This is a genomic window from Myxococcus sp. CA051A (assembly GCF_013336705.1).
GTDB lineage: Bacteria > Myxococcota > Myxococcia > Myxococcales > Myxococcaceae > Myxococcus > Myxococcus llanfairpwllgwyngyllgogerychwyrndrobwllllantysiliogogogochensis.
Genome location: NZ_JABUMS010000010.1, coordinates 84,456 through 109,437 on the forward strand (window position 1 = coordinate 84,456; position 24,982 = coordinate 109,437).

Genomic DNA, 24,982 nt, shown 5'->3' on the forward strand with positions numbered 1-24,982 from the left:
CCACCCCAGCCTCCATCCCCAACCCCTCATATCGATGCCTTCCCTTCTCGGCTCACTGCGTCTCCAGGACACGCGTCAGAAGCGCGTCTCCACTTCCAGTTGGAACAGGTGTCTCGGCGCGTCCGGCGGCGTCCTCGCCGCTCGCGCATCCTTCAAATCCACCACCCAGACATACCGGCCACGCACCGTCGTCGCGGACAGGAGCGTCCACCCCAGGTCCACCGTCGCGCGGACCTCCTGTCGAAGCCGGGTGCGCTCGGAGAGGTCCTCGTCCTTCCACTGGATTCGGGCCCCCAGTCGCAAGTCCTCCACGGGACGCAGCTTCAGCTCGACGAGGGCGCGGCCATCGTTTCGGGCCTTCGAGGTCCCCGGCTCGACCACCCGTGTGTAACCGGACTGCGCCGCGACGCTGACGGACTCCGAGAGCTCTGAACGGACTCGCGCGGTGACGCCCCACCGGCTCCCTCGGGAACAGGCGGGCACCTCCTCCAACTCCGCGCTGTCTTCCGTGTCGGAGCATGCGAGGGCCTGCCCCAGCCCCGCCTCACGCGCCTCCAATTGCAGGGACGGTCGCAGCCACGTCCACGCCAGCCAGTCCACGCGTGCGGAGGCTCTCACCTGCGTCAATCCCGCCGTGCCCTTCACCGCGCCATCGGCGGGCAGCGTCCAACCATCCACCTGGCCGCGAAACCGCCACGTCGCCGCATCGCGATACAGATAGCGCAGCCGTGCACCCAGCTCGTTGCGAACCCGCTGTCCTTCCAGCAGGTCCGGTCCCGAGGTGGCACCGCTGTAGGGATTGGCGAACCCACGTCCGTAGTAGCGCAGTGCCAGTTCCAGTTCCTGACCCGTGCCGGAGAGCACCGTGCGCTGAAGGGCCGCCCAGCTCCCACCACCGGCCGGCGCGGAGTCGAAGCTGCGCGAGCCCTCGAAGAAGAGGTCCACCGCTCCCAGCCCCCACGAGGCATCGAGCCCCACCGCGCCGAAGCCGCCACCCATCGGGTAGCGAGCGTGCGGTTGGAAGTCGAGCGTGGCGCCCTTCACCGGCCACACGGGCCTCGCGGCCCAGCCCGTCACTCCCACTTGCGCTCGCGGCGACAGGGCGAGCGTCGCGTTGCCACCACCGGCCCACTCGCTGAAGACACCAGGCAGCGTGCGCGCCCGAAGCGGCTCCAGCCGAGCGCGCGACAAGGGGACGAGGACCTCTGGCGCCTCGCAGCCCGACGCGCCCATTCGCGACGACTCACATGTCGCCCGGTCCAACACAGCGGACCGCTGGAGTGAACGGCTCTGGTAGGAGCCGAAGCCCGTGAGCGACAGCTCCAGGCCACGACCCACCGCGCCGCGCACGGTGCCCGCCACGCCACGAAAGCCCTCGTCCCAGCGGAAGTCGGGGGTGACGTCCGCCTCGCGTTCGGCCTCGGCACACGCGGCGCTCGACAACAGACACTCCCGCTCTAGCGCGCCGGGAGGCCGCACGCCATCGTCCGCGAGGAAGCCCTCCGGTGAAGGAAGCGCCGTCGTGTCCAGCGTGAGGCGCTGTCCGAACCCCAGCCGATAGGTGCCCACCAGCACGGAAGCACTCGTGCCCGTCCATTGCGCGTGGAACTTGGGCAGCAACACCGCCGAGCCGGGCGCGTCCACCACGAGGCTCCGCGTGCGCGCGTCTCGTCGAAGTGTCCCCAACCTCCGACGTGCCCACGTCGCGAGCACGCCCACGCGAAGTCCCGCGAGCCCACCGGCCCGGACCTGCAAGGCCACCGGAGGAAGCACCGAGTCGGACAGGGCGAAGGCTGTCAGCAGCCTCGCGTCCCCCGACAGTTCCCCTGGAACTCGATTCACCAGGAAGGGCGCGAGTCGACGTCGCTCCTCGTCCGTGAGGACTTCGGGCATCGAGGCCCCGCGCTCCCTCAATCGCTCATCGACCTCCGCATAGGTCAGCCCGGGCAGTGAATAGAGCGCCGCCCGGGTCGCCTGCTCGGGCTCCACGCCCGCCCGCCGCAGCGCCACCAGCGCGGCCCACGTCTCCGCGGAGAGCGTCCCGTCCTCCAGCAGCGCGAGCAGCTCCAGCTCACCGTCGACTTCGGGCTCCACCTCGTACGGCGCGGCGAGCACCGGCGACGCGCCGAGCAACCACCCACCCAACAACCCATGGAACAACATCCCGAGGAACCGAGGCACGCGGCGCCGGCACTGCACGCCCGAGACCACCGTTCCCTACAGGAGCGCCTCGCCCCGACGCCGTCCGAGCCTCGGACCGGCCGTCCACGGGCCAGACGCAACGGCGTCACACCCGGACATCGGGAGGCGCCGCCAGCAGCAGCTCCTCCGTGACGGACTTCGCCGCCACCGCGAGCGCCTGAGCGGCGGCATAACGCAAGCGCGCCTCTTCACTCCCATCCAAGGCGGCCCGCGCGCGACGCACGTCGGCCTCGGTCGACATCAACAACGCGGAGAGGTGCAGTCGGTTCAGTTCCATCGAGGGGGACTCCGGAGGGGGCGGCCCGCTGCCTTGTCAGTATGACAGGGGGGACCGACGGCCTCATGTTTCCCGACGTCCCGTGCAGCCCCGGCGCCAGCCTCCTTGCTCCAGGTGCGAGCAGCCCACGGCCTCCCGTGGGGTGTGGGGTCCATGACCACCGGCCGGCCAGGGGCGGAGCAATGGGGGGACATCCATGTATGCTGCGCCTCGCATTCATGGGCCACGTCCACATCGTCCGAGACTTCCCCTCCCCGCAGGAGGGCTTCTCCCGCACCGTGCGCATCTACACGCCGGATGCCTATGACTCGATGCCCTGGCATCGCTTCCCCGTGCTCTACATGCACGACGGGCAGAACGTCTTCGCGCATCCGGAGTCCGCCCTCTTCGACACCTGGTGCGCCAACCTCGCGCTCGAACAGGGCGTGGGCGAAGGCCACCTGGAGCCGTGGATCATCGTCGCGGTGGACTCGGGCACCGGGCGGCTGCAGGAGTATTCGCCCTGGGACGACTCGAGCGGCAAGGTGAAGGCGCGAGGCGAAGCCTACGGCCGCTTCCTGGTGGAGCACCTCAAGCCGCTGGTCGACCTGAACTACCGCACGCGCGAAGGCGCCGAGTGGACCGGAGCCATGGGCTCCTCCCTGGGCGGCCTCATCTCGCTGTACCTGGGCTGCCGCTACCCGCAGGTGTTCGGCCGCATCGGCGCGCTGTCCCCCACCGTCATGTGGAGCGACGGCCGCCTCTTCTCCGAGTGGGGCGCCCACCCCCGCCGCTGGACGCGCATCTACCTGGACGCGGGCGCCCAGGAGTTCATCGACGCGGACGGCCTCCCGCTCAACTACGGCGAGGCCACGCGCGCCTTCTACGAACACCTCAAGGGCCTGGGCTACGCCGACCATGAGGTGTCGCTCGTGCTGGAGCCTGGGGGCGAACACCACGAGAAGGACTGGCAGCGCAGACTGCCCACCGCGATGCGCTGGCTGCTGACGTGAGGCGCACGGCGTGAAGTCCGGCAAGCACGTCCCGCTCGAACACCGGCTGGTCTACGTCCAAGTCGTCGAGGGCCTCATCCAACACGGCCTCCAGGGCCGCATCTCCCCCCGCCTCAAGACGCGACTGCGCCAGGTGGGCGTCGACGTGGACCGGCCCCTGCTGCCGGCCTACCCCGTGCTCATGTGGGCGCAGTGCCTGCGCGTCATCGCCGAGGAGACCTGGCCCGGCATGCCCCTGGAGGAGTCCTTCCGCCACCTGGCCGCCGCGCACGTGGATGGCTACGGCCGCACCCTCATCGGGCGCGCCGTGTACGGCGTCATGCGGCTGTTGGGCCCGAAACGGCTGGTGCAGCGGATGCCGCAGACCCTGCGCGGCACGGACAACTACACGGAGGTGGAGCTCGTGGAGAAAGGCCCCACCACGTACGAGATGCGGATGAACTCCGTGCTCGACTGTCCCGGCTACTCGGAGTCGCTGTTCGAGCACATGATTCGCGTGGGCGGCGGCGAGTCCCCGAAGGTGACGACGCTGTCCGTGGAGGAAAGCCACACCACCTACCTGCTCACGTGGACGGAGCGCTGACGCGGCGGCGCTAGGCCGTGGCCTGGATGAAGCGCACCGCGTCCCGCATCGCGTCCAGGTCCGTGTGGCGCGTGAGGTACATCTCCTCGCCCAACAGGCTGTGGTAGATGGGCGGCAGCTCGCGGTGGAGGATGAACGCGGACCCGAGCCGCTTCACCACCTCTTCATGCGTGTGTTTGTAGCGACGGCCGTGACGGCGCGCGCTGTGACACACGTGGTAGCGCGGGGTGTAGCGGAAGTCCGCCACCGGGTCCCCCGTCATCACCCGCGCCCAGAGCCGGTACACGTCGATGTCGCACGTGTAGTTCATCATGTCGGGGATGAAGCCACCGGGAGGCCGCAGGTTGGCCTCCAGCACGACGAAGCGGCCATCCGGCAGCCGGAAGAACTCCAGGTGGAACCAGCGCTCGCGCAGACCGAAGGCGGCCACCACCTGCCGGCCGAGCACGTCCAGCGCGGGGGGAATCTCCAGGTGGCTCCAGAAGGAGATGTCCCGCCGCTCCACCACCGTCTCCATGCCTCCGTCGCTGTACTCGTGGCTGAGGGTGAAGACGATGACGCCGTGCCGGTCGACGATGCCGTCGTACGTGACGATGGTGCCGCGCACGAAGGGCTGCCCCACGTACGTGGTGGGCAGCGGGTGCGCCAGGGCGGCGTCCACGTCCGCGTCGCTGGAGACCTTGAAGGTGTTGGCCGCGCCCACGCCCACGTCGGGCTTGAGCACCAGCGGGTAGCCCACGCGGCTGGCGAACTCCTTCACCTGCGCGGCGTCGCGCACGCGGATGAGGTCCGGGTGGGGCACGCCCGCCTGATGGAAGACCTGCGCCATGCCCGACTTCGAGCGCATGCGGTGGATGTCCGCCGGCTGGAGGCCCGGGACATGGAAGTCCTCGCGCAGGCGGGCTTCGACCTCTAGCCAGGACTCGTTGAGCGAATCGATGCGCTCCAGCCGGCCATGGCGCCACGTGAGGTAGCCGGCCGCGCGCGTGAGGGAGTCCTCGTCGTGCAGGCTGGAGACGAAGTAGTACTCGCGCAGGGAGTCGCGCAGCTCGGGGCGCAGGGACTCATAGGCCGCGTCGCCGATGCCCAGCACCGTGACGCCCCGCTCGCGCAGCGCGGTGACGAAGTGGAAGAAGTGGGACGGGAAGTGCGGAGAGATGAAGACGAAGTTCATGGCTCCTCGGGGCGACAGTCCCGGTACCCATGGACCATAGCGCGATGCGCGCCCGCGCCCACTTCCTTGTCGTCGCCCACCTGTCGCCCCGAGGGGGGCGTGCCCGCCCGCGCCCCGGGACTCGGACCCTGAGCGGGCCGCCCGCTCGGAGTCCTTCAGCGCAGGTGTGTGAAGACTCGCGGGGCGGTGGGCCACTCCACCTCTGGAGATGGCAGCGCGCAAATCACCCGGGTGCCCCCCGCCCAGGGCAGCCACCCCGTCCCGAGCATCAGCCGACTGGACACACACGGCCCCCGGAGCATCACCGCGCAGCTCGCCCCCTGCTCCACCATGTCCTGCATGGCCACACGCAAGAGGCGCTTCTGCTCCGCGCGGGGCACCGACTCGTGGAAGGCGAGCAGGTCCACCAGGGCGATGGTCAGCGGGCCCCGGGCATTCATCTGGAGCGTGTAGAAGTTGACCAATCCTCGCACAGCGCCGTCGCGTTCCAGGACGAGGGTGCGTGGGACGTCCCGGTACTGGAGCTGATGCGCGAGCCGCTCGGGCGTGTAGGCGTATCCCAGGCTCACCGACTCCATCATCCGTTCCACCAGCGCCATGCACGCGGGCAGGTCCTCCGGACGATAGGGCCGGATGCCCTCCACTGTGTCCACGGACGGAGCGCTCCCGCGCAGCCATGGCCGCGCGAGCGTGAAGAGAGCGCGCTCGGCCGCCGTCTTGGACCAGCGCGCCACCGCCGCCGCGTCGAACACGCGAAGCCACAGACCCAGCGTGTCGAAGGCTCGCAGGCCAGGAGTCTTCCTCCAGAAGCGCTCCGCCACACTGCCGTCCTCCATACAGCCCAGCATCAGCAAGGCCCCGCGCTCGCGCTGACGCGAGGACATTGTCTCCGTCAGCTTCTGCCCCACGCCCGTTCCTCGGAACGCGGGGTCCACACTGAGCCAACTCCCGTACGTGCCTTCCACGGTACGAGTCCCCAGCCGGAGCCGGATGGGCTCCGCGAACAGGACTCCCGCCAGCTTCCCGCCCGAGTACGCGGCCAGACGGTACTCTCGCGTCGCGAGCCTGTTGCCGAAGAGAAACCAGTCCAGCATCCGAGGCTGGAAGTCCGTCAGCGGCCCCTGCGCTCCGTAGTATTTGCCCCAGACGCGGTTGACGAACTGGGACGCATCCACCGCGTCCCCTTCGTAGGTCCGCACCTCAACCATGCAGGCGCTCCGACGGAGCGGGGACGCTGGCGGTCTGCGCCGGATGCGGACCGAACAGGTGCGTGTAGAGCGCGCGGGTGGAGGGCGTCAGCGCCTCCCACTCGGGAAGATGGATGCGCTCCGACTCCACGAGGACCTTCGAATAGAGCGCCTCGTAGACGCGCTTCACCTTGCCCGGGGCGATGGCATCCACGTCGAAGGCGGGCACCAGGCCCACCAGCTTGAAGCCCTGGTTCTCCGCGTTGCGCTGCGCGCGCGCCGTCTTCAGCGTGGAGTAGTAGAGCACCACCTCCGCGCCGATGTTGCGGCCCACGATTTCCAGCGCCGCGGTGCCCAGGAAGCCGATGCCCAGCCCGCGCCGCGAGGGCTCCAAGACACCCAGCGCCGCGGAAAGCTGCAGCCCGCGCACGTTCCGCTCCATCGTCAGCAGGCCGATGATGTCCCCGCTCGCGCGGTCACGCACGAGGATGCCGTACAGCGAGCGGTCCGGAGACTCGCCTCGCAGGAAGAACTCCCGCTCGTAGAACGAGGGCTCCAGGTGACGACTCTCCGTGCCGACCCGGATGTCCGGATACCAGCTCTCCAGCAGGGCCGTCAGTCGAGGGAGGTCCTCCCGCGCGAGCTGCTCCGCGGAGCAGCCCTCCGGTGTTTCAATCCCCGACAACATCTCCTCGAGACTCAGCCAGCGCATCAGGTTCATGCGCGCCACGGTAGGGTGCGCGGATGCGGAGCAAAGACCCGCGGGCCGGAATCCTCGCGGGTCTGTTTTTGATGAATCAGCCCTGGCCCGCAACCGTGACGTGCCCCACAGGCAACACGTCTCGGAGTGGGGCACCGCCGAAGCGGCCTCTCGACTTCTCAAGGACCGCTGTCCATGAGCCGACGAGCCCACGCCTCGCAAGGCGCCGCACGCGAGTCTCGGGCGCGGTGGCCTGGTGGACGCAGCCTCATCCCGGGGGACATGACGGCACAGGTGGACCAGCGTATGAAATGGGTGTCGCGCCCACACGTTGAGAACAGACAGCGATTTCCGGAGGAGCACCCAGGTGAGCCCTTCATGACTCTCGGCGGTCCCGTGACATCCCCGCCCGGACCCCAGCCCGCGCTCGTGCCCGCGCGGCCCGCCTCGCCGTGGAAGCTGCCCACGGTGCTGCAGCCACACTCGAGCCTGCTCACCAACTACCTGCTCGGCTCGCTGCTGGCGGGACCTGGGTTCCCCATCCTCGCGCTCTTGCGCTACTTCAAGTTCCGCACGCTGCGCTACGAGCTGGACGAGGAGGGCATCACCATGCGGTGGGGCATCCTCTTCCGACGCGAGGTGTCCCTCACCTATGCGCGCATCCAGGACATCCACCTGTCCAGCCATGTCGTGGAGCGGTGGCTGGGACTCGCGCGCATCCAGATTCAGACGGCGAGCGGCAGCGCCCAGGCGGAAATCACCATCGAGGGCATCCAGGACTTCGAGGCGATGCGCGACCTGCTCTACTCGAAGATGCGCGGCACCCGGGACCGGGGCTCCGCCGTGGCGAAGTCTTCCGCGCTGGCGACAGGTGAGTCGGAGGCGCTGACGGCCGCGCTGCGCGAGGTCGCCGCCGAGGTCCGCGCGCTCCGTCAGGAACTGGGCGCGCGCACCGCGAAGGAGCAGGCGGATGAGTGACGTGCCCCATGCATGGCTCCTGCGGTTCTTGAAGGTGGACCCCGAGCCCCAGCTTCCCGAGGGCACGGTGCGCGTGTTCCGCGCGGCGCCGCAGTACCTGCTCTATCGACGGGTGCTGCTGGGGTTCAAGCATGTGGTGGCCGTCGTGGGCGCGGTGGTGGCATGGGCCTTCCTGAACCAGATGCTCACGCCCATGCTTCGCGGCCTTCCCGCCACGACGCTCGTGACGACGCTCATCTACGCGGTGGAGGTCGTCGCGTGGCTGGGCTTCCTGGTGCTGGTGCTGCCCTTGAGCTTCTTCGTGGTCCGGCTCGACTACGAGCTGCGCTGGTATGCGCTGACGGACCGGAGCCTGCGCGTCCGCGAGGGCGTCATGTCGCTGCGGGAGAAGACGATGACCTTCGCCAACATCCAGCAGATCTCCATCCAGCAGAACCCCGTCCAGCGGGTGCTGGGCATCGCCGACGTGAAGGTGGAGACGGCGGGCGGAGGCAGCGGCTCGCGCTCCCGCGAGTCGGACACGGACATGCAGGAGCACCTGCACGAGGCCCGCTTCCGGGGCGTGAGCAACCCCGAGGCGATTCGCGACACCATCATGGAGTGCGTGCGGCAACACCGGGACACCGGCCTGGGCGAGCCCTCGGAGCTGGCCACGAGTCCGGAGCCCACAGTCGCGCCGGCTCCGTCGACACTGGAGGCGGCGCACGAGGTGCTTGCCGAGGTCCGCGCGCTGCGAGGCACGCTGGCGGAGCGACCGGCGGCGCGCGCGACTCCTCGGGCCTCGTGAGCGGCTCGATTGGCCATTGCGCCGGCGGGGCCGCCTTCTCGCCGCGCACGACTCCTCGGGCCTCGTGTGCGTTACCCCTGCCCAACGGAGCCAGCGGCGCGCGCGACGCCTCGCGCCTCGTGAGCAGCAACCTTGGCCAGTGTGCTGGCGGGACCGCCCTCTCGCCTCGCTCGACTCCTCGGAACTCGTGAGCGGTGCCGACGAGCCACTCCGCTCCAGTTCGTGGACATGAAGAAGCCCGGTCGGCCACCTGGGCCGCCGGGCTTCTGTCCTTCCGCGCGTCAGGCGACGACTACGCGTTGGGGCGAATCATCGACACGTCGAACTGGCGGCCGACGACGTAGCCCGTGCGGGGCCCCGGGCGGGTGAGGCCGCCGGTGTTCTCGTCGACGTAGAAGCGGTTGTTCGGGTTGGTGTCCGCGCCACGGCTCTGGTTGCGCGTCGCCGGGTCGTTGAACGTGTAGTAGGTGCGGCCCTGCTGGTCCACGCCACGACCGGTGATGACGACGAAGTGGTCGGTGATGCCGTCGGCGTTGCCCACGTTGGCGGTCGACTTGTGGTTGACGCCCACGACGACCGGCTTGCCCGCGGCCAGCTGCTGGTCGATGTAGTTCCGGCCGCGCTCCGCCGCCTGGCGGTCCACGGTGATGCCGTTGGGGCCCTCGCCCGTCGCGACCTGGATGCGGCGGGTGACGTCCGTCACGTTGGCGCCGCTCTGCCGAGCCATCGCCGTCGCCGCGCGGAAGCACGCCTTGTCACCAGCGCGCTCCACCTGGCTGGCGTCGTACTGGCTGATCCACGGGGTGCGCGTCTGCACGGCCGCGCGGTCCGTCGTCGCCGCGACGCGCTCGGTGTCGTTGAGGTTCGTCGGCGTCGCGCCGTTGGTCGTGGTGGCGGGGCGCTCGGAGGCCGGGCGCGGCGTGGGCGCGGCCGTGGGGCGCTCGGAGGCCGGGCGCGGCGTCGGGGCGACCGTGGGGTTCTCCGAGACGGGGCGCGGCGTGGGCACCGGGACCTGGCCCTGAGGAACGCCGTCGGCCTGCGTCGTACCGGAGCGATAGCCACGCGCATCCAGCGCCGTGACGAGCGCCGTCTCGCGGCGCGTCTGGTCGGCGCGCAGGCGGGACTCGCTGTGGTTGAAGCCAGCGGCGCGCAGGACGCCCTGGTCGTTGCGGTACGCGTTCACGCGCGCATCGATGAGCGAGTCGCGGGTGACGCCGCGCGGGTCCTGCGCCAGCCGGGGCATCTCACGGTTGATGAAGTTCTGCGCGGCGCGAGGCGACTGGGTGTGCAAATCGAAGTACGTGGACGCCAGCAGCGCGTTGTTCGGGTCCAGACCCGCGGCGCGGGCGGCGGCCTCGTAGCGCGGCGTGGCGTTGGTCAGCTCGCGGTTCCAGATCTGGTCGGCCTGCTGCGGGGTGTTGGCGCCCGTGCCCTGGTAGGAGAACGAGCCACGGTTGTGCGCCGCGTTGCCCGGGTCCGTGTGGCCGCCGTAGCTGGCCGTGAAGGAGCCGTCCGGACGGCGGTTGCCCTCGGAGGTGCCGACGACGATGGCCGCCTCGGAGTTGGAGCCGCCGCGGGTGAAGGCGCCCAGGTCCTGGATGTTGCGGTAGCCGTTGTTCGTCCCCGACGCGTTGGGGGACGTCAGGCCCGCCGCCGCGGTGGTGCCCGCGTCAAAGGTGTCGCCGGGATTCTGCCGCGCGCCCACGTTGGTCTGCGTGGGGTTGGCCGTCGTGCCCTCGAACCCGTCGCGGGCCGAGGGAAGCTGGATGGTCGTCCCCGCCCGAATCCGGTTCGGGTCGGCGATGTTGTTGAGCTGGGCCAGCGCATCCACGGTGGTGCCGTTCCGGGCGGCGATCTTGCTGAGCGTGTCGCGCTCCCGGATGCGGTAGCTGTTGCTGTTGTCCCTGTTGCTGACGTTGTTCCTGACAGTCATGTGGATGGCTCCCTATGAGGTCCGAGGCGCCCCTCCCCAATTGCTGCCACCCGGGAGGGCATCCACAGACACCTCCCGGATTTTCAAGATCATCCGCGAAAAGTTGCGAACCCACCGAACTTCGCCCTGCCCCAGAGGGAGCGCTACAACCCCGCACGGGCTGTCCGCCTGTTAATGCAACGCGTTAATCCAGTAGACCCGGAGAGCCCGTGACCAATCCGTCACAAATCGCGTTCAACCTCACGACTATTTTTTGATCAAACTGATGCAATCAATTGCGGGCCGGGAGTCTGGGCTGACCACGAGGGTGTCTGTCCTGAAGACAACAATGCCCCGCCGGCCGGAGCCAGCAGGGCACTGTGATTGAAAAGATTCCGTACTGCGGTACTCACGTCAGCGCGGCTTCGGACGTGGGAATCCGCGGGGCTTCCGGCTACTGGCAGTTCGCGGGCTCCTTGCAGGAGTACGTGCGGGTGATGCTCATGCGGAAACCATCCGTGCGGTTGGGACCCAGCGGGACGCAGGTGCCCAGGGAGTCAGAGATGGCGCAGCCACCCGCCGGGCACCTCGCGGCCACGGTGGAGGTCAGCAGGCTGCGCGCCTGGGTGGCCGCGGCGCCGCAGGTGGCCCCTTCACCGGACCGGGTCGCCGTGTAGCGCGTCGTGCCGCAGGTACACGCCGGCGGACAGTAGGTGCGCACGCCGTCGCACTCCACCCAGCCACCGTTGTCAGGGCCCGAAGTACAGCCTGTCGTCGGAGAGGAGCATGTCACCGGCGTCCCGCTCGGACACGTCTGCTCCACACTGCAGAGCGCGGCCTCGGACGTCTCCAGCGAGCCATTCTCCTCGCCGCTCACGTCCCCCGCGTTGCAGGCCGCCAGGCCCAGCACCACGGCAATCACTCCACTCCACATCCATCCGAGTCGAAGGTTCATTCCCCAACGGTAGAACCGCCAGTGAACCTTCATCAACCCCCGAAAAACCGGTCCTCCGCTCCCTCTGGGAGAGAGCGGAGAGATTCCCGTCTGACTAGTTCTTTGAAATGGGGCGGTAGCGGATGCGGTGCGGCTCCAGGGCGTCGGGGCCCAGGCGCTTCTTCTTGTCCGCCTCGTAGTCCTGGAAGTTGCCCTCGAAGAAGAACGCCTTGCTGTCGCCCTCGAAGGCGAGGATGTGCGTGGCGATGCGGTCCAGGAACCAGCGGTCGTGGCTGATGACCACCGCGCATCCGGCGAAGCTCAAGAGCGAGTCCTCGAGGCTGCGCAGCGTCTCCACGTCCAAATCGTTGGTGGGCTCGTCGAGCAGGAGCAGGTTGCCGCCGCTCTTGAGCATCTTCGCCAGGTGCACGCGGTTGCGCTCGCCGCCGGACAAATCCTTCACGCGCTTCTGCTGGTCCTGCCCCTTGAAGGCGAAGCCCGCCAGGTACGCGCGGCTGGGCACCTGCCCCGCGCGGCCCAGGTCCAGGTGGTCCAGTCCGCCGCTGACCTCCTGGAACACGCTGTTGTCGCCGTTGAGCGCGTCGCGGCTCTGGTCCACGTAGGCCATCACCACCGTCTCGCCAATCTTCAGCTCGCCCGCGTCCGGCTTCTCCGTGCCCGTCATCATCCGGAACAGCGTCGTCTTGCCCGCGCCGTTGGGGCCGATGACGCCCACGATTCCGCCCGGCGGCAGCTTGAAGTTCAAATCGTCGATGAGCAGCCGGTCACCGTACGCCTTGCGCAGCCCCTTGGCCTCCACCACCAGGCCTCCGAGCCGGGGGCCGGGAGGGATGATGACCTCGCCGGTGGCCTCGCGCTTGTCCTGCGTCTGGTTGAGCATCTCCTCGTACGCGGAGATGCGCGCCTTGCTCTTGGCCTGACGGGCCTTGGGCGACTGGCGCACCCACTCCAGCTCGCGCTTGAGCGTCTTCTGCCGCTGGCTCTCCGACTTCTCCTCCAGCTCCAACCGCTTCTGCTTCTGCTCCAGCCAGCTGGAGTAGTTGCCCTTCCAGGGCACGCCCTCGCCGCGGTCCAGCTCCAGAATCCACTCGGCCGCGTTGTCCAGGAAGTACCGGTCGTGGGTGATGCAGACGATGGTGCCCTTGTACTCCTTGAGCGCGACCTCCAGCCACGCGACGCTCTCCGCGTCCAGGTGGTTGGTGGGCTCGTCGAGGAGGAGCAGGTCCGGCTTCTCCAGCAGGATTCGGCACAGCGCCACGCGGCGCTTCTCACCGCCGGACAGCTTCGTCACGTCCGCGTCGCCCGGGGGCAGGCGCAGCGCGTCCATGGCCATCTCAATCGTGCGGTCCAGCTCCCACCCGTTCGCCGCGTCGATGGCGTCCTGGAGCCGACCCTGCTCGGCGAGCAGCTTCTCCATCTCCGCGTCGCTCATGGGCTCGGCGAACTTCGCGCTCACCTCGTTGAAGCGGTCCAGCGAGGCGCGAATCTCCTTCAGCCCCAGCTCCACGTTGCCCTTCACGTCCAGCGAGGTGTCGAGCTGCGGCTCCTGCGCCAGATAGCCGACCTTGGCGGTCGGGTCCGGCTTCGCCACGCCGAAGAACTCCGTGTCCACGCCGGCCATGATGCGCAGCAGCGTCGACTTGCCGGAGCCGTTCGGGCCGATGACGCCAATCTTCGCGCCCGGGAAGAACGACAGGTAGATGCCCTTGAGGATCTCCTTGCCATTCTTGACCTTGCGCAGGTCCTGCATCGTGAAGATGAAATTCTGGGCCATCTGGGGCTTCCTGCTCTGGAGCGGGTGGGGGCTCGCGGATACCAGGGTGGAACAGCGCACTCAAGGCGAGAGAGTCCCGCGGTCACCCACCCTCTCTGCACCGGACGTCCGCCGCGAAGCACCCGGGCCCTCGTCAACCGCGCCTTCGGTCCGCACTGAACGATTCCATCAATATCCAGTCTTCATTGAATTGTTTGAATTACACACTTAGCCTCCCGCCTTCATCCCGTTGCCCTGGAGGCAGTCATGAAGGTTTCGCCGAGCGTCCATCTCCCCCTGGTCCTGGCCGCGGCCATGCTGTCGGTGGCCTGTGGAGGCGCGCTGGAAGAGGGGCCCGACGAGGTGGAGGAGACGGCCATTGCCCAGGGTGAGCAGGCCCTGGCGCCGCTGGCCTCGAGCATCTCGTTGTGCACCCCGCAGGGCGCCACCAGCCCCACCGCCTTCCCGTCGTTCCGGTGTCTCGGAAACGCCAGCGGCGGCACGCCCCCGTACAGCTATTCGTGGACGGGCGTCACGCACAGCCTCGTCACCTCGTGGACCACCAACGCGACGAGCTCGCGGGTCAGCGGGCTCTGCGACCCGGACGTCACGGCCCGGGTGGAGTTCACCGTCACCGACTCGCTGGGCGCCACGGCCTCCGCCACCCGGTCCTTCTTCTGCTTCGTCGTCGTGCCCTGACGCGCACACCGCGCACCGCCCCCGAGGTGTAACCCCCGGAGGCGGTGTCGGTCCGCTTCACCTCACCCGAGACTCAGAACGGGCACGGGTCGGCGGGCGTCCACCCGGAGATGCCCGCGTTGCCCAGGACGTTGGGCTGGTGCGGCGTCGTGCTCAGCCAGAAGTTCTGGTACGTGCGCTTGGCGTGGGGCATGCGCCGGAACGGCGAGCACACCGCGAAGTAGATGCTGCCCCGCTCCTGGAAGTCGTTGTTCGTGCCCGCCAGGCTCCAGTACCGCCAGCTCAACTGGTTCTCACGCGTGCTGTGGCAGGCGCGGCATGACGGCCCCTGCACCTGGAGGTACTCGTTCGTCTTGCCAGCCAGCGCCCAGTTGGGCTGCACGTAGGTGGAGTTCTGCGTCGCGGAGGGCAGCGTGGCCCCGCCGTACCAGCCCTGCACCAGCTCCTGGATGGTCGTCGTCACGTTGGTCTCCAGCACCGCCTTGTTCAGCTCCCGGAACTGCGCCTCCTGGCTCGCGCGGGAGAACGGGAAGATGCCGCTGACGGGCGGCGATTCGATGGTGGAGTAGCGATAGCTCTCCAAGTCGAACGGGATGAAGCGGGCGTTGAGGTCCCCGCGCGGGTCCGCGGAGAACGGGTCTCCGCCATGGCAGACGTTGCACAGATGGGGCACGTACTTGTCGCCGTTGCCGTCCAGGTCCGCGCGGTCCACGCGGTTGCCCACGGCGTCGAAGACGTAGAACTTCGTGTACTGCGCGCCCGGCAGCGTCGGATGAGGGCTGTACTCCATGGCCACCGTGGCGATGGGCGCCACGTTGGCGGTGGCGAAGTCCACGCTGGCGTGGTTCGTCACATAGAAGGCCCGGTTCGCTCCCGCGCGCTTCATGTGCATGCTGCGCCCGAAGCCCAGGTCCCCGTTGTTGAAGTAGTAGGCCGTGGCGTCGTCCGCGCCGAAGCCGTTGAGCGTCTTCCACGTGGCCAGCGTCAGCTTCGCGCTGCCCGGGTCGATGGCCGCGTAGTAGGCCGCCGCCGTCACCGCGGAGCCATCGCCGTAGTTGTTGAGGAAGTCCGTGCCGGTGGGCACGCCCAAGGTCAGCGTCACGTCCGACGTGCAGACGGAGTACGGATAGGGCACCGTCAAGTCGTTGGTGCCCGCGTTGCCCGGCCCCGTGGTCGGGTTCACCGTCGCGGTGCTGATGACCAGCCCGTTGGAGTCGAGCACCTCGATTTTGATGACGGTGCTGGCCGGCAGTCGGGTGACGGCGTTGAGCGCCGCATCCAGGGTGGTGGTGTACACGGTGGGGGTGATGGTCCCGTTGGGGATGGTGAGGCGCACCGTCAGCGGCACCGGCAGCCGCCCGGTGTCGATGTGCACGCGCATGCAGTCCGCGCCCGTGGAGACGATGTCCGCGTTGAACACGGAGAAGTGCGGCACCGCGCCCACGTACGAGTCCCCCTGCAGGAACAGCGTGCCCTCCTCGCCCCATACGCCCTTGCTCTCGTCGTAGAACCACAGCGGCATGGACTCGGGCAGGCCCGCGGGCAGCTCCGCCTGCCTCGGGTCCACGGGGAAGAACACCTGCGCGGGCGTCTCCTTGCGCAGGTTGAAGCGACGGCCCTCGTCATCGAAGATGTTGACGTCCAGCGCGCCGAAGCTCGTCAGCGTCACCACGTTGCCCTCTTGGGTCACCGCCGACAGGTCTCCGGGCATGCGGCCCTCCGGGTCCCTCAGGTCCACCGGCGCGAGCCACGCCGTGAGCGGCTGGTTCGCCGGATTGCCTTCCGCATCCACCAGCGAGTTGGCCTGGAGCCTGAGCACCACGGGGCGCTGGTCGCCCGACACGCTCGCCTCCAGCGTCATCTCCTCTTGCGGAATCAGCGTGAAGCGCTGCGCGGGCACCAGCCGGTACTGCCCGTCCGGCGCCTGGTCCAGCAGCACGCGAGACAGGAGCTGGAAGCCGGTGGCGCGCACGTTGAGCACGTACCGCGCCGACTCCTCCACCATGAGCTGGAAGCCGCCCCGAGCGTTGGTGATGGCCTCCTTGTTTCCCACCGTCACCCGCGCACCGGCCACCGGCTGGTTCAGCGCGTTGAGCACCTGCCCACCGAAGTACGCCACCGGCCCCTGCGTGCTCACGCGCACCTCGCTCGTCGCCACGCCACCACGTCCGTCGGAGGCCACCGCCCAGACGCTGAAGCGCCCCTGCGCCGAGGGCAGTGTCCACAGCACGTCCGCGTTGGGCTGCGCCGACACCGCGCCCGAGCCCGCGGACGCCACCCAGCGCCACGTGAGCGCGTCACCATCCGAATCGCTCGCCAGCGCCGTCAGTCGCAGCGTTTCACCCGGCTGCGCGTTGCGCAGCGCCTGCGTGCCCCGCCACGCCACCGGCGCGCGCAGCACCGGCCGCGCGTTGCGGAACGTCAGGTCCCGCCGCACCACGACGCTGCCCACCTGCACCGACGCCGCCGCAAGCTCCGCCTCCACCCGCGCCACCACGTTCCAGCTTCCCGCCGGCGCATCACCCACCGCGTACTGGCCCAGGGCGTTGACCTGCACCTCCGAGGACACCGTGGCGTTGGTGGCCGGATTCACCAGCCGCACCCGCGCCGCGACATTCACGCCCAGGAAGTTGTTGCGCGACAGGGGCACCGAGCCATCGCGCAGGAGCGCCCGTCCCCACACCAGCGGCCGCACCGGCACCAGCGGCAGGTGGATGGGCATGACGAACGTCTCGTCCGCCAGGCTGAAGTTCGTCGTCTGGCATCCGCTCACGAAGCCCGGCGCGCTCCAGCACAGCCGGTACGTTCCCGCCGGCTGACGCGGCACCCCGAAGAAGCCATGCACGTCCGAGAACACGTGCACGCTGTCCACGCTGGTCGCGACATTGCGCACCCACAGCTCCACGTTGGGCAGGTACACCCGCCCCGCCCAGCCCGACCCGAAGGCCTGCGTGTAGACGTGGTTGTGCACCTCCGCTCCATCGTTCTGCGCCGCCTGCGCCACACCGCGTGTCGTGTCCGCGCGAACAGGCGCGGCCGGCTCCCGACTGCACGCCACCGCGACCACCATCGCACTCAAAGTGAAGAACGCCCGCGCACTCGCGCGTTGCAGACCTGGCATGAGGTACCCCCAGCTTCCGTTGGAAGACTCCCGGTTTCGGGCGCCGCGTCCCTCGGGGGACTCCCGCGCCTCCCCACCTCCGGGCCGGCGTGGAGGCTCAACCGTGTCAAAACAAGAACATTGTGGAAAGCCACTATTTCATGACGCGAGCCGCCACGCGGAGTGTGACCCGGCGCGACCCGCGGCGGACGCGTCTCACGGCGGGGCAGGGAGTTCTGACGGCGAAGGTCCGAGGTGTTAGGAGAAGCGCGCCATGTCGACGCCCACTCCCGCCCTCGAGCTCACGGGGCTCACCAAGCGCTACGGTGACTTCACCGCGTTGCAGCAGATGGACCTCACCATCCAGCCCGGAGAAATCTTCGCGTTGCTGGGGCCCAACGGCGCGGGCAAGACGACGATGATTGGCAGTGTGTGCGGCCTGGTCCGCAAGACGGCCGGCACCATCCGCGTCTTCGGGAAGGATTTGGACCAGGACCCGGTGGGCCCCCGCTACCAGTTGGGCCTGGTGCCACAGGAGATCAACTTCGACCCGTTCTTCACCGTCGCGGAGTCCTTGCGCATCCAACTGGGCTTCTACGGGCAGCGCCAGGACGAGGCCCGGGTGGACGAGGTGCTCACCGCCCTCAACCTGCACACCAAGAAGGACTCGCTCACGCGCGCGCTCTCCGGCGGCATGAAGCGCCGGCTGCTCATCGCCAAGGCGCTGGTGCACAAGCCCAAGCTCGTCTTCCTGGACGAGCCCACCGCGGGCGTGGACGTGGAGCTGCGCCGCGACCTCTGGACGTACGTGCGCAAGCTCGCCTCGGAGGGCACCACCATCCTTCTCACCACCCACTACCTGGAAGAGGCCGAGGAGCTGGCGGACCGGGTGGGCATCATCAACGAGGGCCGCCTGCTGATGGTGGAGAACAAGGCCACGCTCTTGCGCCGCTTCGGCGAGAAGCGCGTGGTCGTCACCTTCCAGGAGCCGCAGACGACGCTGTCGGAGGCCACGCGCCGCTTCACGCCGCGCCTGTCCGAGGACGGCCGCTCGCTCACCTACGTGGAGCGCGAGGGCGTGGCCCCCGCCGGAGACCTGCTGCGCGTGCTGTACGCGGAAGGGCTGCCCATCGCCGACGTGGAGACGCGTCGCTCCCGCCTGGAGGACGTGCTGCTGGAAGTCCTCCGGGGACGTCCCTCGCCCCAGGCCGCCTGACCCCCTTCCCTTCTTCCGCGCCCCCGCCCCACCGCGAGGCCCGTCACGGGCGCGCGAAGGCGGCGTGCGCCACGCAAAGACACCACCATGAACGTCCTCGGGATGCAGACGCTGTTCGTGAAGGAGGTCCGGCGCTTCATGCGAGTGCCGGGGCAGACCGTCCTCTCACCGCTCATCAGCACCACGCTGTACTTCATCGTCTTCGGCTACAGCATCTCCGGCCGCGTCCACGAGGTGGAGGGCTCGCCCTACCTGCACTTCATCGTGCCGGGCCTCGTCTTCCTGGGCATCGCCAACAACGCATTCCTCAACAGCTCCTCGTCCCTGTTCATCACCAAGATTCAGGGCACGGTGGTGGACCTGCTGGTGGCGCCCCTGGGGCCCGGGGAGCTGATGGCGGGCTTCATCGGCGGCGCCATGGTGCGCGGCCTCGTCGTCGGCGGCCTGACGTGGGCCGTGGCGGGCGCCTTCACCGGCTTCAGCCTGGAGCACGCGTGGGTGGCCGTGTACTTCCTGCTCATCGCCTCCTACGTCTTCAGCGTGCTGGGCATGCTCGCCGCCGTGTGGGCGGAGAAGTTCGAGCAGATCAACTTCTTCCCCACCTTCGTCATGCTGCCGCTCACGTTCCTCGGCGGCGTCTTCTATTCCGTGCGCGAGCTGCCCGCGCCCTGGAACACCATCAGCCTCTTCAACCCCATGGTCTACATGGTGGAGGGGCTGCGCTACGGGATGCTCGGCCGCAGCATGTACTCGCCCCTGTTCGGCGGCGGCATCCTCGCCGGCGTCGCCGTGGTGGCCACCGTCGTCGTGTACTTCGTGCTCCGCTCGGGTTACAGGATGAAGGCGTGAGTCCCACCCAGACCTTCACTGTCCCGTGTCAATGTGGGGTGACAGCCGACCGGTCATTTCCCGCACGGTGAGAAAGGGAGATATTCTCCCGAGCACATCATGGCGGTGCCATTCGGTAAGTACGAGTTGCTGCGGAAGATTGCCTCGGGAGGCATGGGACAGGTGTTTCTGGCCCGTGAGCACGGAACGGGCTTCGAGCGGCTGGTGGTCCTCAAACTCATCCTCCCGCACCTCGCGGAGGATGATGAGTTCCTCTCCATGTTCCTGGATGAGGCCGGGCTGGTAGCCCGCCTCACCCACCCCAACCTCATCACCATCCTCGACCTGTCCCAGATTGAGGGTCGGCACTGCCTGGCCATGGAGTACGTCCAGGGTGACGATGTGCGTCGTCTGGAGAAGTTCTCCCGGGCGCAGAACAAGCCGATGTCGGTGGGATTGATTCTGCGCGTCATCGCGGATGCCGCGGCGGGTCTCCACTACGCGCACCAGGCGCGGGACGTCCAGGGCCGGCCCATGCGGCTGGTACACCGCGACGTGTCACCGCAGAACATCCTGGTCGGCTTCGACGGAGGCGTGAAGGTCATCGACTTCGGTGTGGCCAAGGCTGCCACCAGCAGCGCCAACACGGCGACGGGCGTCCTCAAGGGCAAATACCCCTACATGTCCCCCGAGCAGGCGAGCGGCCTGGCCATCGACGCGCGCAGTGACTTGTTCGCGCTGGGCGTCGTCATGTGGGAGATGCTGACGGGCAAGCGGCTCTTCAAGGGTGACTCGGACTTGATGACGCTGCGGCTGGTGAAGGACTGCCAGGTTCCGCGCCCCTCGCAGCTCAACCCCAAGTTGCCGCCGGGCCTGGACGAAGTGGTGCTCAAGGCGCTGGCGCCCACGCCGGACGAGCGCTACCCGGACTGCGGCGCCTTCCGGCTGGCGCTGGAGGACTACACGCTCAACCTGCGGCTGCCCTCCAGCAGCGCGCACCTGTCGGCGTACCTGCGGGAGCTGTACGCGGACCGCATCTCCACGGAGACGGACCCGGCGAAGCTGGACCAGCTCGCGGAGGACGCGGACCTGGACTCGCGCTCCAACTCGTCGCTCAGCGGCGTGGGGGGCCCGGGAGGGCGCACGTCCGCATCTCGGCAGCAACCTCGCAACGTCACGCCGGGGACGCGCTCGCGGCAGCAGCTGGCGGCCGCCGTCGGAGGCCCCGTGGTGCAGGACCGCACGCGCGGCACCGCGCCCATGGAGCGCGCGCCCAGCGCGGAGGTGCGTCGCATTCCGTGGGTGCCCGTCGTCGCGGCGGGCGCGGGGTTGCTGGTGGCGGCCGCGGCCGTCATCTTCCTGCGCGGACCGGCGGGCGCGGCGACGCTGCCGGAGAAACCGCCGACGCAGACGCAGCAGGTGCACGTGGAGCGCGAGCTGCCCCCGACTCCACCCAAGCCCACGCCGGAGCCGGTGAAGATGGTGGAGCTGCCCGTCATCACCGAGCCGCCCGGCGCCACGGTGAGCATCGCCGGCGAGGAGCGCGGCGTGACGCCCATGAAGCTGGAGCTGGAGCAGGGCGCGCCCATGGTGGCGGTGACGCTGGCGCTCAACGGCTACGAGCCGGTGACGCGCGAGGTCTCCGCCGCGGACGACGAGCTGCGGCTGGAGCTGCGGCGCCAGGGCGGCAAGTCCCCTGGCACCACGAGCACCAAGCGCCCCGGGAATTCCCAGCAGGGTGGGAACCTGGGCATCAAGACGGGCCGCTGAGGCGGCGGCCCGGGTCCGCGGGCCCTCTTAGGGGGTGGCCTGCGGACGCGACTTGCCCTTCGCGGCCGTCGACGACGTCGACGAAGTCGAAGACGCCTTCGGCAGCGCGGGCGGAGGCGGCTTGGCGAAGGAGTCGATGAGGGGCATGACCATCTGGGCCACGTCCAGGATGGGCCCCTCGAAGTTGTCCACCATCCTGACGGTGGTATCCAACCTCAAGAGCTTGTCGCTCTCCGCCGTGTGCTCGTTCCAGGCGACGCCGCCCACGGGCCCTGGCGTGCCGGTGCGCAGGAACTGGACAAGGGAGTCCACCAGGTTGCTGGTGAACTTCCGGTCCTCGTCCCCGAAGAGGTCTCCCGTCGGCGGGACGTGGTCCGCCGTCTCCAGGAAGAAGGAGACATCCCCGCCGTGGGGCACGCCCAGGGGCTGCCGGGGCGCGAGCACCTTCGCGCGGTACTCGAAGTAGTAGCGCCAGGCGTGGGCCCCATGGTGGGAGTGGAAGGACGCCAGGTGGCGCGGCGTGACGGAGAAGACGAAGTCGCGGCACATCCGCCGGCCAATCTCCCGGTCGTCATTCACGTCGGGGTAGAGCTGGCGAATCATCTCGCCCAGGGGGCCCAGCTTCTCGATGATGGTGGCCGGGTCGATGCCGAACGAGGACACCACGCTCGAGTCATCGCTCGTGCTGCCGAGGATGAGCGGCAGCTTGAGCTGCGAGCCCGCCTCGAAGCTGGCGCGAATCGTCTGGGGGAGCACCGAGTCCCCGTAGATGGGGCTGGGCGCGTTGCCGCTGTCCGAGGGGAGCGCCCAGAACTTCTCCGGGTCCAGCTTGCGCAGCTTCTCCATGGTGGCCTGCTGCCAGGGGACGCCCTGATGGTGGGCGAAGGCCACGCCCGCGAGCTTCGCGTCGGCCACGGACTTCTCCTGGAGCACGTAGGAGCTCATGGCCACGCCGCGGCGGAAGGGGTTCTTCTCCCGGATGAGCGGCGAGGTGAAGAACGCCAGCACGCTCTTGGCGCCGGCGGACTGGCCCATGATGGTGATGTTGCTGGGGTCTCCTCCGAACTGGGCGATGTTGTTCCTCACCCACTCCAGCGCGAGCATCTGGTCCAGGATGCCGAAGTTGGCCGGGCCGCCCGGGTTCTCCTTCTCCAGCTCCGGGTGCATGAAGAAGCCCAGGTGTCCCAGGCGGTAGTTGAAGGTGACGAGCACCACGTCGCGGGCGGCGAGCTGCGTGCCGTCATAGGGAGGCACGCGGCCCGTGCCGATGATGAAGGCGCCGCCGTGAATCCAGAACAGCACGGGCAGCTTCGCGCCCGGGTCCGTCTTGGGTGTCCAGACGTTGAGGTAGAGGCAGTCCTCGGCCATCTTCCCGGGGTCACCGCCGCCGCCCGCGATGCAGGCCTCGCGCGACTGGAGCGCGGAGGGACCGAAGTCGAGCGCCTCGCGGGGGCCGGACCATGCGGGGATGCGCTCCGGCGCGCGCCAGCGGAGGCTGTCCACGGGCGGCTTCGCGTAGGGGATGCCCTTGAAGACGGAAACCTTCCCTTCCACCTTGCCTATCAGCTGGCCTTCCTTGGTGGTGACCGGGGGCGTCTTGATGACATTCATTGTCTGGCTCCGTTGGGGGTGAATGGGGACGTGTCCACGTGCGGGGGCACACGGTCGGAGCCGGGAGAGGGACTACCTGTCGAGGAGCAACGCGAGCGAATCGCCTGACCACCGTCCGGGTGGGGTGCGTGACATAGAATTACGCCGCAATGTCTAGCAACCCGTGTGGCGAGAGGTTCAGCCCAAGCGCGGGTTATGAAACAGAGCCGGTGTGACGCACCTCCCTGGGGGCCCTGGCGACTGTCGGCAGAAGCGCGGAGAGGGTGCCCCGTGGGGCGCGTGTGTCGTCTGAATGTGACACTTCCGGTGAGGCCCGCACCCTCCGCTCAGACTTCCTCGAACTTCGCCCCTGTGACCTTGGCGCGTTCCATGGCGAGCTTGATGTCCTCGGAGACGATGAGGGCGATGGACCAGCCCCAGGTGCGGAAGACCTTCGCGCCGCCCAGCTTCGTGAGGTCGATGCGCATCCCGTCGACGCTGCGGTACTGGCCCAGCTTGTCCGGCCGCTCATCCTCGGGCTTCCAATACAATGCCTCTTCCGAGGCTTCGTCATCGATGCACCGGATCAGCTTCGTGGCGACGAGCATGACATGTTGTTCCGGGCGACCTTCGACATCGACGGGAATCAATTGCACATCATCGGGCGCCAGCTCCGCGAAGAGGTTGGCCACTCGGACATGGACAATGGGAGCCATGCCAACTCCCGCGGTACAGAAATCCAACCACTTTCCAGGATCACTGATGGGAAACTTCAGGCGACCCGCAAGCTCGATGGGCCGCCCCCGGGCGAACTGCCAGATGTCTTCGACCTCGGTGCCCGTCTCATCGAGCGGGTCTCCCAGGTACCAATACCCACCCCGCACGTCTTCTCTGAGCCTGAAATACCGCGACGGATTCGACATGGCGGACTTCCTAGATTCCTCACCGGTCTTGAGTCAAAAGCCTGTGGATTTTAGTTCCCTGGGTCTGCGCTTCTCTGGCGAGATCGCGTAGCGCATCCAACAGGGCCTTCCGGCAATCTTCCACCTTGCGGCACTCTCCCAAGGATTCCTTCAGTCGATCATGGACGTACTCGTGATAGCGCTGCGGATGCGGCCCCTTGTGGCCCACGACTTCAACAACGTTCTCGGGGTCCTTCAACTTCATCCCAGCCCTTGCGAACAGCTTCCTGAACCTTGGCGTCCAGGGTCCTCCGCGCGCGGCGGAGACGTCGTTCTTGTTCGTGGCGATGTGATGACGCTCGCTACGCCCTCCCCGGCTCGCCATGGCCACGGCGTTCGGGGCCAGCGCGATGGTGAACCCCTCGGCAGTCAAGGCGACCGAACTCACGCTGCCCACGGCCGCGTACTGGAAGCCTGCTTGGGACTCCACGGCCAGGGCCGCTTGGGCGGAGCCCGGCAGTCCCACTGACTTCGCCGCCAGCCCCGCTGTGCTCCCAATGGCCACTGTGGCCAGCATGACGAAGACGCGCGCCGCGTTCTCCCCGAGCACCTCGCCGTACGCCTCACCCGCCGCATGGAGTTGCTCGAAGCTCGTCGCCCTATCCACCTGGCGCACCAGCGTCAGCCACCCATCCAGCATGCTCCACACCATGTCCACGCCCAGGTAGGCGATGAGGCAGGCCGTCAAGGTGGCCGCTACGCCTTTACTCACCGGCTCGGGCAGCGACCACAAGAGCAGGTACATCGTCGCGGAGGCGGCGATGCCAGCCACGACTGCCTGGGGGTCCGTCATGCCCTCCAGTGCTTCGGAGGTCTCCTCCCACACCGAGTCCATGGCGATGGCCAGGGCCCACGTGTACTTGCCATCGCTGGCCAGCAGGGGGCCCTCGTCCAGCAGGCGCAAGCAATCCCCAGGTCGGTCCTTCCGCTTGCACCACTGGCCGTAGGCACGCGTCAGCGCTTCATCCGCGTAGTCCTCCAGCAGGCGGGGGCCATCCACATCCCCTCCACGCTGGGGGATGAGTCGCGAGGAATCACGCTCATACCCATACACTCCACTCCGGGACGGAACGCCGAAGCGCTCCCGCGCGACCTGCATGGGATTGCGAGAGGGAGGAACATCCCGTGCCAGCTCGGTGAGGGCCTCCTCGAATTCGTCGTCTTCGAGTACCGCCGCACTCACTTCCGCGTCAGGCTCCTCGCGAGGAGTGACGAGGAAGGAGTCCTCCCCGGTCTCCAGCCGCACGACTCGGCCCGTCGCGCACCCAGTGACAGCCATCAACAGGAGCAGCGACACCACCCAACGAAGCGTCATGG

At 68.5% G+C, this 24,982-nt stretch carries 20 protein-coding genes; 8 read left to right on the top strand and 12 right to left on the bottom strand.

Annotated features, from left to right (window positions below):
- Window positions 1–75: 75 nt before the first annotated feature.
- Together HUA74_RS27375 and HUA74_RS27380 are read right to left on the bottom strand one after the other, a co-directional pair.
- On the bottom strand, window positions 76–2,181 hold the full coding sequence (locus HUA74_RS27375) for a hypothetical protein (RefSeq protein WP_371817314.1): 2,106 nt from the start codon (window positions 2,179–2,181) through the stop codon (window positions 76–78).
- A 106-nt stretch (window positions 2,182–2,287) separates the two neighbouring features.
- A complete protein-coding gene (locus tag HUA74_RS27380; RefSeq protein ID WP_141643074.1) occupies window positions 2,288–2,479 on the bottom strand; it encodes a hypothetical protein in 192 nt (63 codons plus the stop codon).
- A 218-nt stretch (window positions 2,480–2,697) separates the two neighbouring features.
- On the opposite strand from HUA74_RS27380, the gene HUA74_RS27385 reads away from it, so the two are divergent.
- Window positions 2,698–3,471, top strand: a complete 774-nt coding sequence (locus HUA74_RS27385) for an alpha/beta hydrolase (RefSeq protein ID WP_174457110.1) — start codon at window positions 2,698–2,700, stop codon at window positions 3,469–3,471.
- Between the two features lie 10 nt (window positions 3,472–3,481).
- A complete protein-coding gene (locus HUA74_RS27390; protein WP_174456919.1) occupies window positions 3,482–4,054 on the top strand; it encodes a TIGR02265 family protein in 573 nt (190 codons plus the stop codon).
- 10 nt (window positions 4,055–4,064) lie between these two features.
- On the opposite strand, the gene HUA74_RS27395 is transcribed toward HUA74_RS27390, so the two are convergent.
- From HUA74_RS27395 to HUA74_RS27405, 3 genes are all read right to left on the bottom strand, one after another.
- Entirely contained in the window at window positions 4,065–5,228 is a 1,164-nt protein-coding gene (locus HUA74_RS27395; protein WP_141643072.1) for an acetyl-CoA carboxylase biotin carboxylase subunit family protein, read from the bottom strand.
- A gap of 155 nt (window positions 5,229–5,383) precedes the next feature.
- Window positions 5,384–6,436, bottom strand: a complete 1,053-nt coding sequence (locus HUA74_RS27400; protein ID WP_174456920.1) for a GNAT family N-acetyltransferase — start codon at window positions 6,434–6,436, stop codon at window positions 5,384–5,386.
- Window positions 6,429–7,136, bottom strand: a complete 708-nt coding sequence (locus HUA74_RS27405; protein ID WP_246137801.1) for a hypothetical protein — start codon at window positions 7,134–7,136, stop codon at window positions 6,429–6,431. The genes HUA74_RS27400 and HUA74_RS27405 overlap by 8 nt, the downstream gene beginning before the upstream one ends.
- 357 nt (window positions 7,137–7,493) lie before the next feature.
- Here HUA74_RS27405 and HUA74_RS27410 point away from each other — a divergent pair, with 357 nt between their 5' ends.
- Both HUA74_RS27410 and HUA74_RS27415 read left to right on the top strand, forming a co-directional pair.
- Window positions 7,494–8,093 carry a PH domain-containing protein gene (locus tag HUA74_RS27410; protein ID WP_174456921.1) on the top strand — a complete coding sequence of 200 codons (600 nt, stop codon included), beginning with the start codon at window positions 7,494–7,496 and terminating at the stop codon, window positions 8,091–8,093.
- Window positions 8,086–8,880, top strand: a complete 795-nt coding sequence (locus tag HUA74_RS27415) for a PH domain-containing protein (RefSeq protein ID WP_174456922.1) — start codon at window positions 8,086–8,088, stop codon at window positions 8,878–8,880. Before HUA74_RS27410 ends, HUA74_RS27415 begins: the two co-directional genes overlap by 8 nt.
- A gap of 292 nt (window positions 8,881–9,172) precedes the next feature.
- Here HUA74_RS27415 and HUA74_RS27420 read toward each other — a convergent pair whose 3' ends face one another.
- The 3 genes from HUA74_RS27420 to ettA all read right to left on the bottom strand — a co-directional run bounded on the left by HUA74_RS27420 (window position 9,173) and on the right by ettA (window position 13,521).
- Complete coding sequence (locus tag HUA74_RS27420; protein ID WP_174456923.1) at window positions 9,173–10,813, bottom strand: LysM peptidoglycan-binding domain-containing protein; 1,641 nt, start codon at window positions 10,811–10,813, stop codon at window positions 9,173–9,175.
- 433 nt (window positions 10,814–11,246) lie between these two features.
- Window positions 11,247–11,747 carry a hypothetical protein gene (locus tag HUA74_RS27425; protein WP_217443582.1) on the bottom strand — a complete coding sequence of 167 codons (501 nt, stop codon included), beginning with the start codon at window positions 11,745–11,747 and terminating at the stop codon, window positions 11,247–11,249.
- A gap of 94 nt (window positions 11,748–11,841) precedes the next feature.
- Window positions 11,842–13,521 (bottom strand): energy-dependent translational throttle protein EttA, encoded by a 1,680-nt coding sequence (gene ettA / locus HUA74_RS27430; RefSeq protein ID WP_141648596.1) that lies wholly within the window; start codon window positions 13,519–13,521, stop codon window positions 11,842–11,844.
- Between the two features lie 246 nt (window positions 13,522–13,767).
- Between ettA and HUA74_RS27435 the strand changes: the two genes are divergently transcribed.
- Window positions 13,768–14,199, top strand: a complete 432-nt coding sequence (locus HUA74_RS27435; protein ID WP_174456925.1) for a SprB repeat-containing protein — start codon at window positions 13,768–13,770, stop codon at window positions 14,197–14,199.
- Window positions 14,200–14,272: 73 nt separating this feature from the next.
- On the opposite strand, the gene HUA74_RS27440 is transcribed toward HUA74_RS27435, so the two are convergent.
- Window positions 14,273–17,320, bottom strand: coding sequence for a carboxypeptidase-like regulatory domain-containing protein (locus HUA74_RS27440; RefSeq protein WP_174456926.1), 3,048 nt, complete (start codon window positions 17,318–17,320; stop codon window positions 14,273–14,275).
- Window positions 17,321–17,573: 253 nt separating this feature from the next.
- Between HUA74_RS27440 and HUA74_RS27445 the strand changes: the two genes are divergently transcribed.
- The 3 genes from HUA74_RS27445 to HUA74_RS27455 all read left to right on the top strand — a co-directional run bounded on the left by HUA74_RS27445 (window position 17,574) and on the right by HUA74_RS27455 (window position 21,113).
- Window positions 17,574–18,515, top strand: a complete 942-nt coding sequence (locus HUA74_RS27445; RefSeq protein ID WP_141649503.1) for an ABC transporter ATP-binding protein — start codon at window positions 17,574–17,576, stop codon at window positions 18,513–18,515.
- Window positions 18,516–18,602: 87 nt separating this feature from the next.
- Window positions 18,603–19,364 (top strand): ABC transporter permease, encoded by a 762-nt coding sequence (locus HUA74_RS27450; RefSeq protein WP_141648493.1) that lies wholly within the window; start codon window positions 18,603–18,605, stop codon window positions 19,362–19,364.
- 99 nt (window positions 19,365–19,463) lie between these two features.
- Window positions 19,464–21,113: a serine/threonine-protein kinase gene (locus HUA74_RS27455; RefSeq protein ID WP_174456927.1), complete on the top strand. Its 1,650-nt coding sequence runs from the start codon at window positions 19,464–19,466 to the stop codon at window positions 21,111–21,113.
- Between the two features lie 27 nt (window positions 21,114–21,140).
- Here HUA74_RS27455 and HUA74_RS27460 read toward each other — a convergent pair whose 3' ends face one another.
- From HUA74_RS27460 to HUA74_RS27470, 3 genes are all read right to left on the bottom strand, one after another.
- On the bottom strand, window positions 21,141–22,724 hold the full coding sequence (locus HUA74_RS27460; protein ID WP_174456928.1) for a carboxylesterase/lipase family protein: 1,584 nt from the start codon (window positions 22,722–22,724) through the stop codon (window positions 21,141–21,143).
- Between the two features lie 326 nt (window positions 22,725–23,050).
- Window positions 23,051–23,626 carry an imm11 family protein gene (locus tag HUA74_RS27465; protein ID WP_174456929.1) on the bottom strand — a complete coding sequence of 192 codons (576 nt, stop codon included), beginning with the start codon at window positions 23,624–23,626 and terminating at the stop codon, window positions 23,051–23,053.
- Between the two features lie 19 nt (window positions 23,627–23,645).
- Window positions 23,646–24,980 carry an AHH domain-containing protein gene (locus tag HUA74_RS27470; RefSeq protein ID WP_174456930.1) on the bottom strand — a complete coding sequence of 445 codons (1,335 nt, stop codon included), beginning with the start codon at window positions 24,978–24,980 and terminating at the stop codon, window positions 23,646–23,648.
- Between the last annotated feature and the right edge of the window lie 2 nt (window positions 24,981–24,982).

Bases quoted from the DNA above. Each gene is read 5' to 3' on its own strand.
- HUA74_RS27415 (WP_174456922.1), top strand. From the start codon at position 8,086: ATGAGTGACGTGCCCCATGCATGGCTCCTGCGGTTCTTGAAGGTGGAC.
- HUA74_RS27405 (WP_246137801.1), bottom strand. From the start codon at position 7,136: ATGAACCTGATGCGCTGGCTGAGTCTCGAGGAGATGTTGTCGGGGATT.
- HUA74_RS27455 (WP_174456927.1), top strand. From the start codon at position 19,464: ATGGCGGTGCCATTCGGTAAGTACGAGTTGCTGCGGAAGATTGCCTCG.
- HUA74_RS27465 (WP_174456929.1), bottom strand. From the start codon at position 23,626: ATGTCGAATCCGTCGCGGTATTTCAGGCTCAGAGAAGACGTGCGGGGT.
- HUA74_RS27440 (WP_174456926.1), bottom strand. From the start codon at position 17,320: ATGCCAGGTCTGCAACGCGCGAGTGCGCGGGCGTTCTTCACTTTGAGT.
- HUA74_RS27400 (WP_174456920.1), bottom strand. From the start codon at position 6,436: ATGGTTGAGGTGCGGACCTACGAAGGGGACGCGGTGGATGCGTCCCAG.
- HUA74_RS27385 (WP_174457110.1), top strand. From the start codon at position 2,698: ATGGGCCACGTCCACATCGTCCGAGACTTCCCCTCCCCGCAGGAGGGC.
- HUA74_RS27450 (WP_141648493.1), top strand. From the start codon at position 18,603: ATGAACGTCCTCGGGATGCAGACGCTGTTCGTGAAGGAGGTCCGGCGC.
- HUA74_RS27470 (WP_174456930.1), bottom strand. From the start codon at position 24,980: ATGACGCTTCGTTGGGTGGTGTCGCTGCTCCTGTTGATGGCTGTCACT.
- HUA74_RS27445 (WP_141649503.1), top strand. From the start codon at position 17,574: ATGTCGACGCCCACTCCCGCCCTCGAGCTCACGGGGCTCACCAAGCGC.
- HUA74_RS27410 (WP_174456921.1), top strand. From the start codon at position 7,494: ATGACTCTCGGCGGTCCCGTGACATCCCCGCCCGGACCCCAGCCCGCG.
- HUA74_RS27420 (WP_174456923.1), bottom strand. From the start codon at position 10,813: ATGACTGTCAGGAACAACGTCAGCAACAGGGACAACAGCAACAGCTAC.
- HUA74_RS27395 (WP_141643072.1), bottom strand. From the start codon at position 5,228: ATGAACTTCGTCTTCATCTCTCCGCACTTCCCGTCCCACTTCTTCCAC.
- ettA (WP_141648596.1), bottom strand. From the start codon at position 13,521: ATGGCCCAGAATTTCATCTTCACGATGCAGGACCTGCGCAAGGTCAAG.
- HUA74_RS27460 (WP_174456928.1), bottom strand. From the start codon at position 22,724: ATGAATGTCATCAAGACGCCCCCGGTCACCACCAAGGAAGGCCAGCTG.
- HUA74_RS27425 (WP_217443582.1), bottom strand. From the start codon at position 11,747: ATGAACCTTCGACTCGGATGGATGTGGAGTGGAGTGATTGCCGTGGTG.
- HUA74_RS27435 (WP_174456925.1), top strand. From the start codon at position 13,768: ATGAAGGTTTCGCCGAGCGTCCATCTCCCCCTGGTCCTGGCCGCGGCC.
- HUA74_RS27380 (WP_141643074.1), bottom strand. From the start codon at position 2,479: ATGGAACTGAACCGACTGCACCTCTCCGCGTTGTTGATGTCGACCGAG.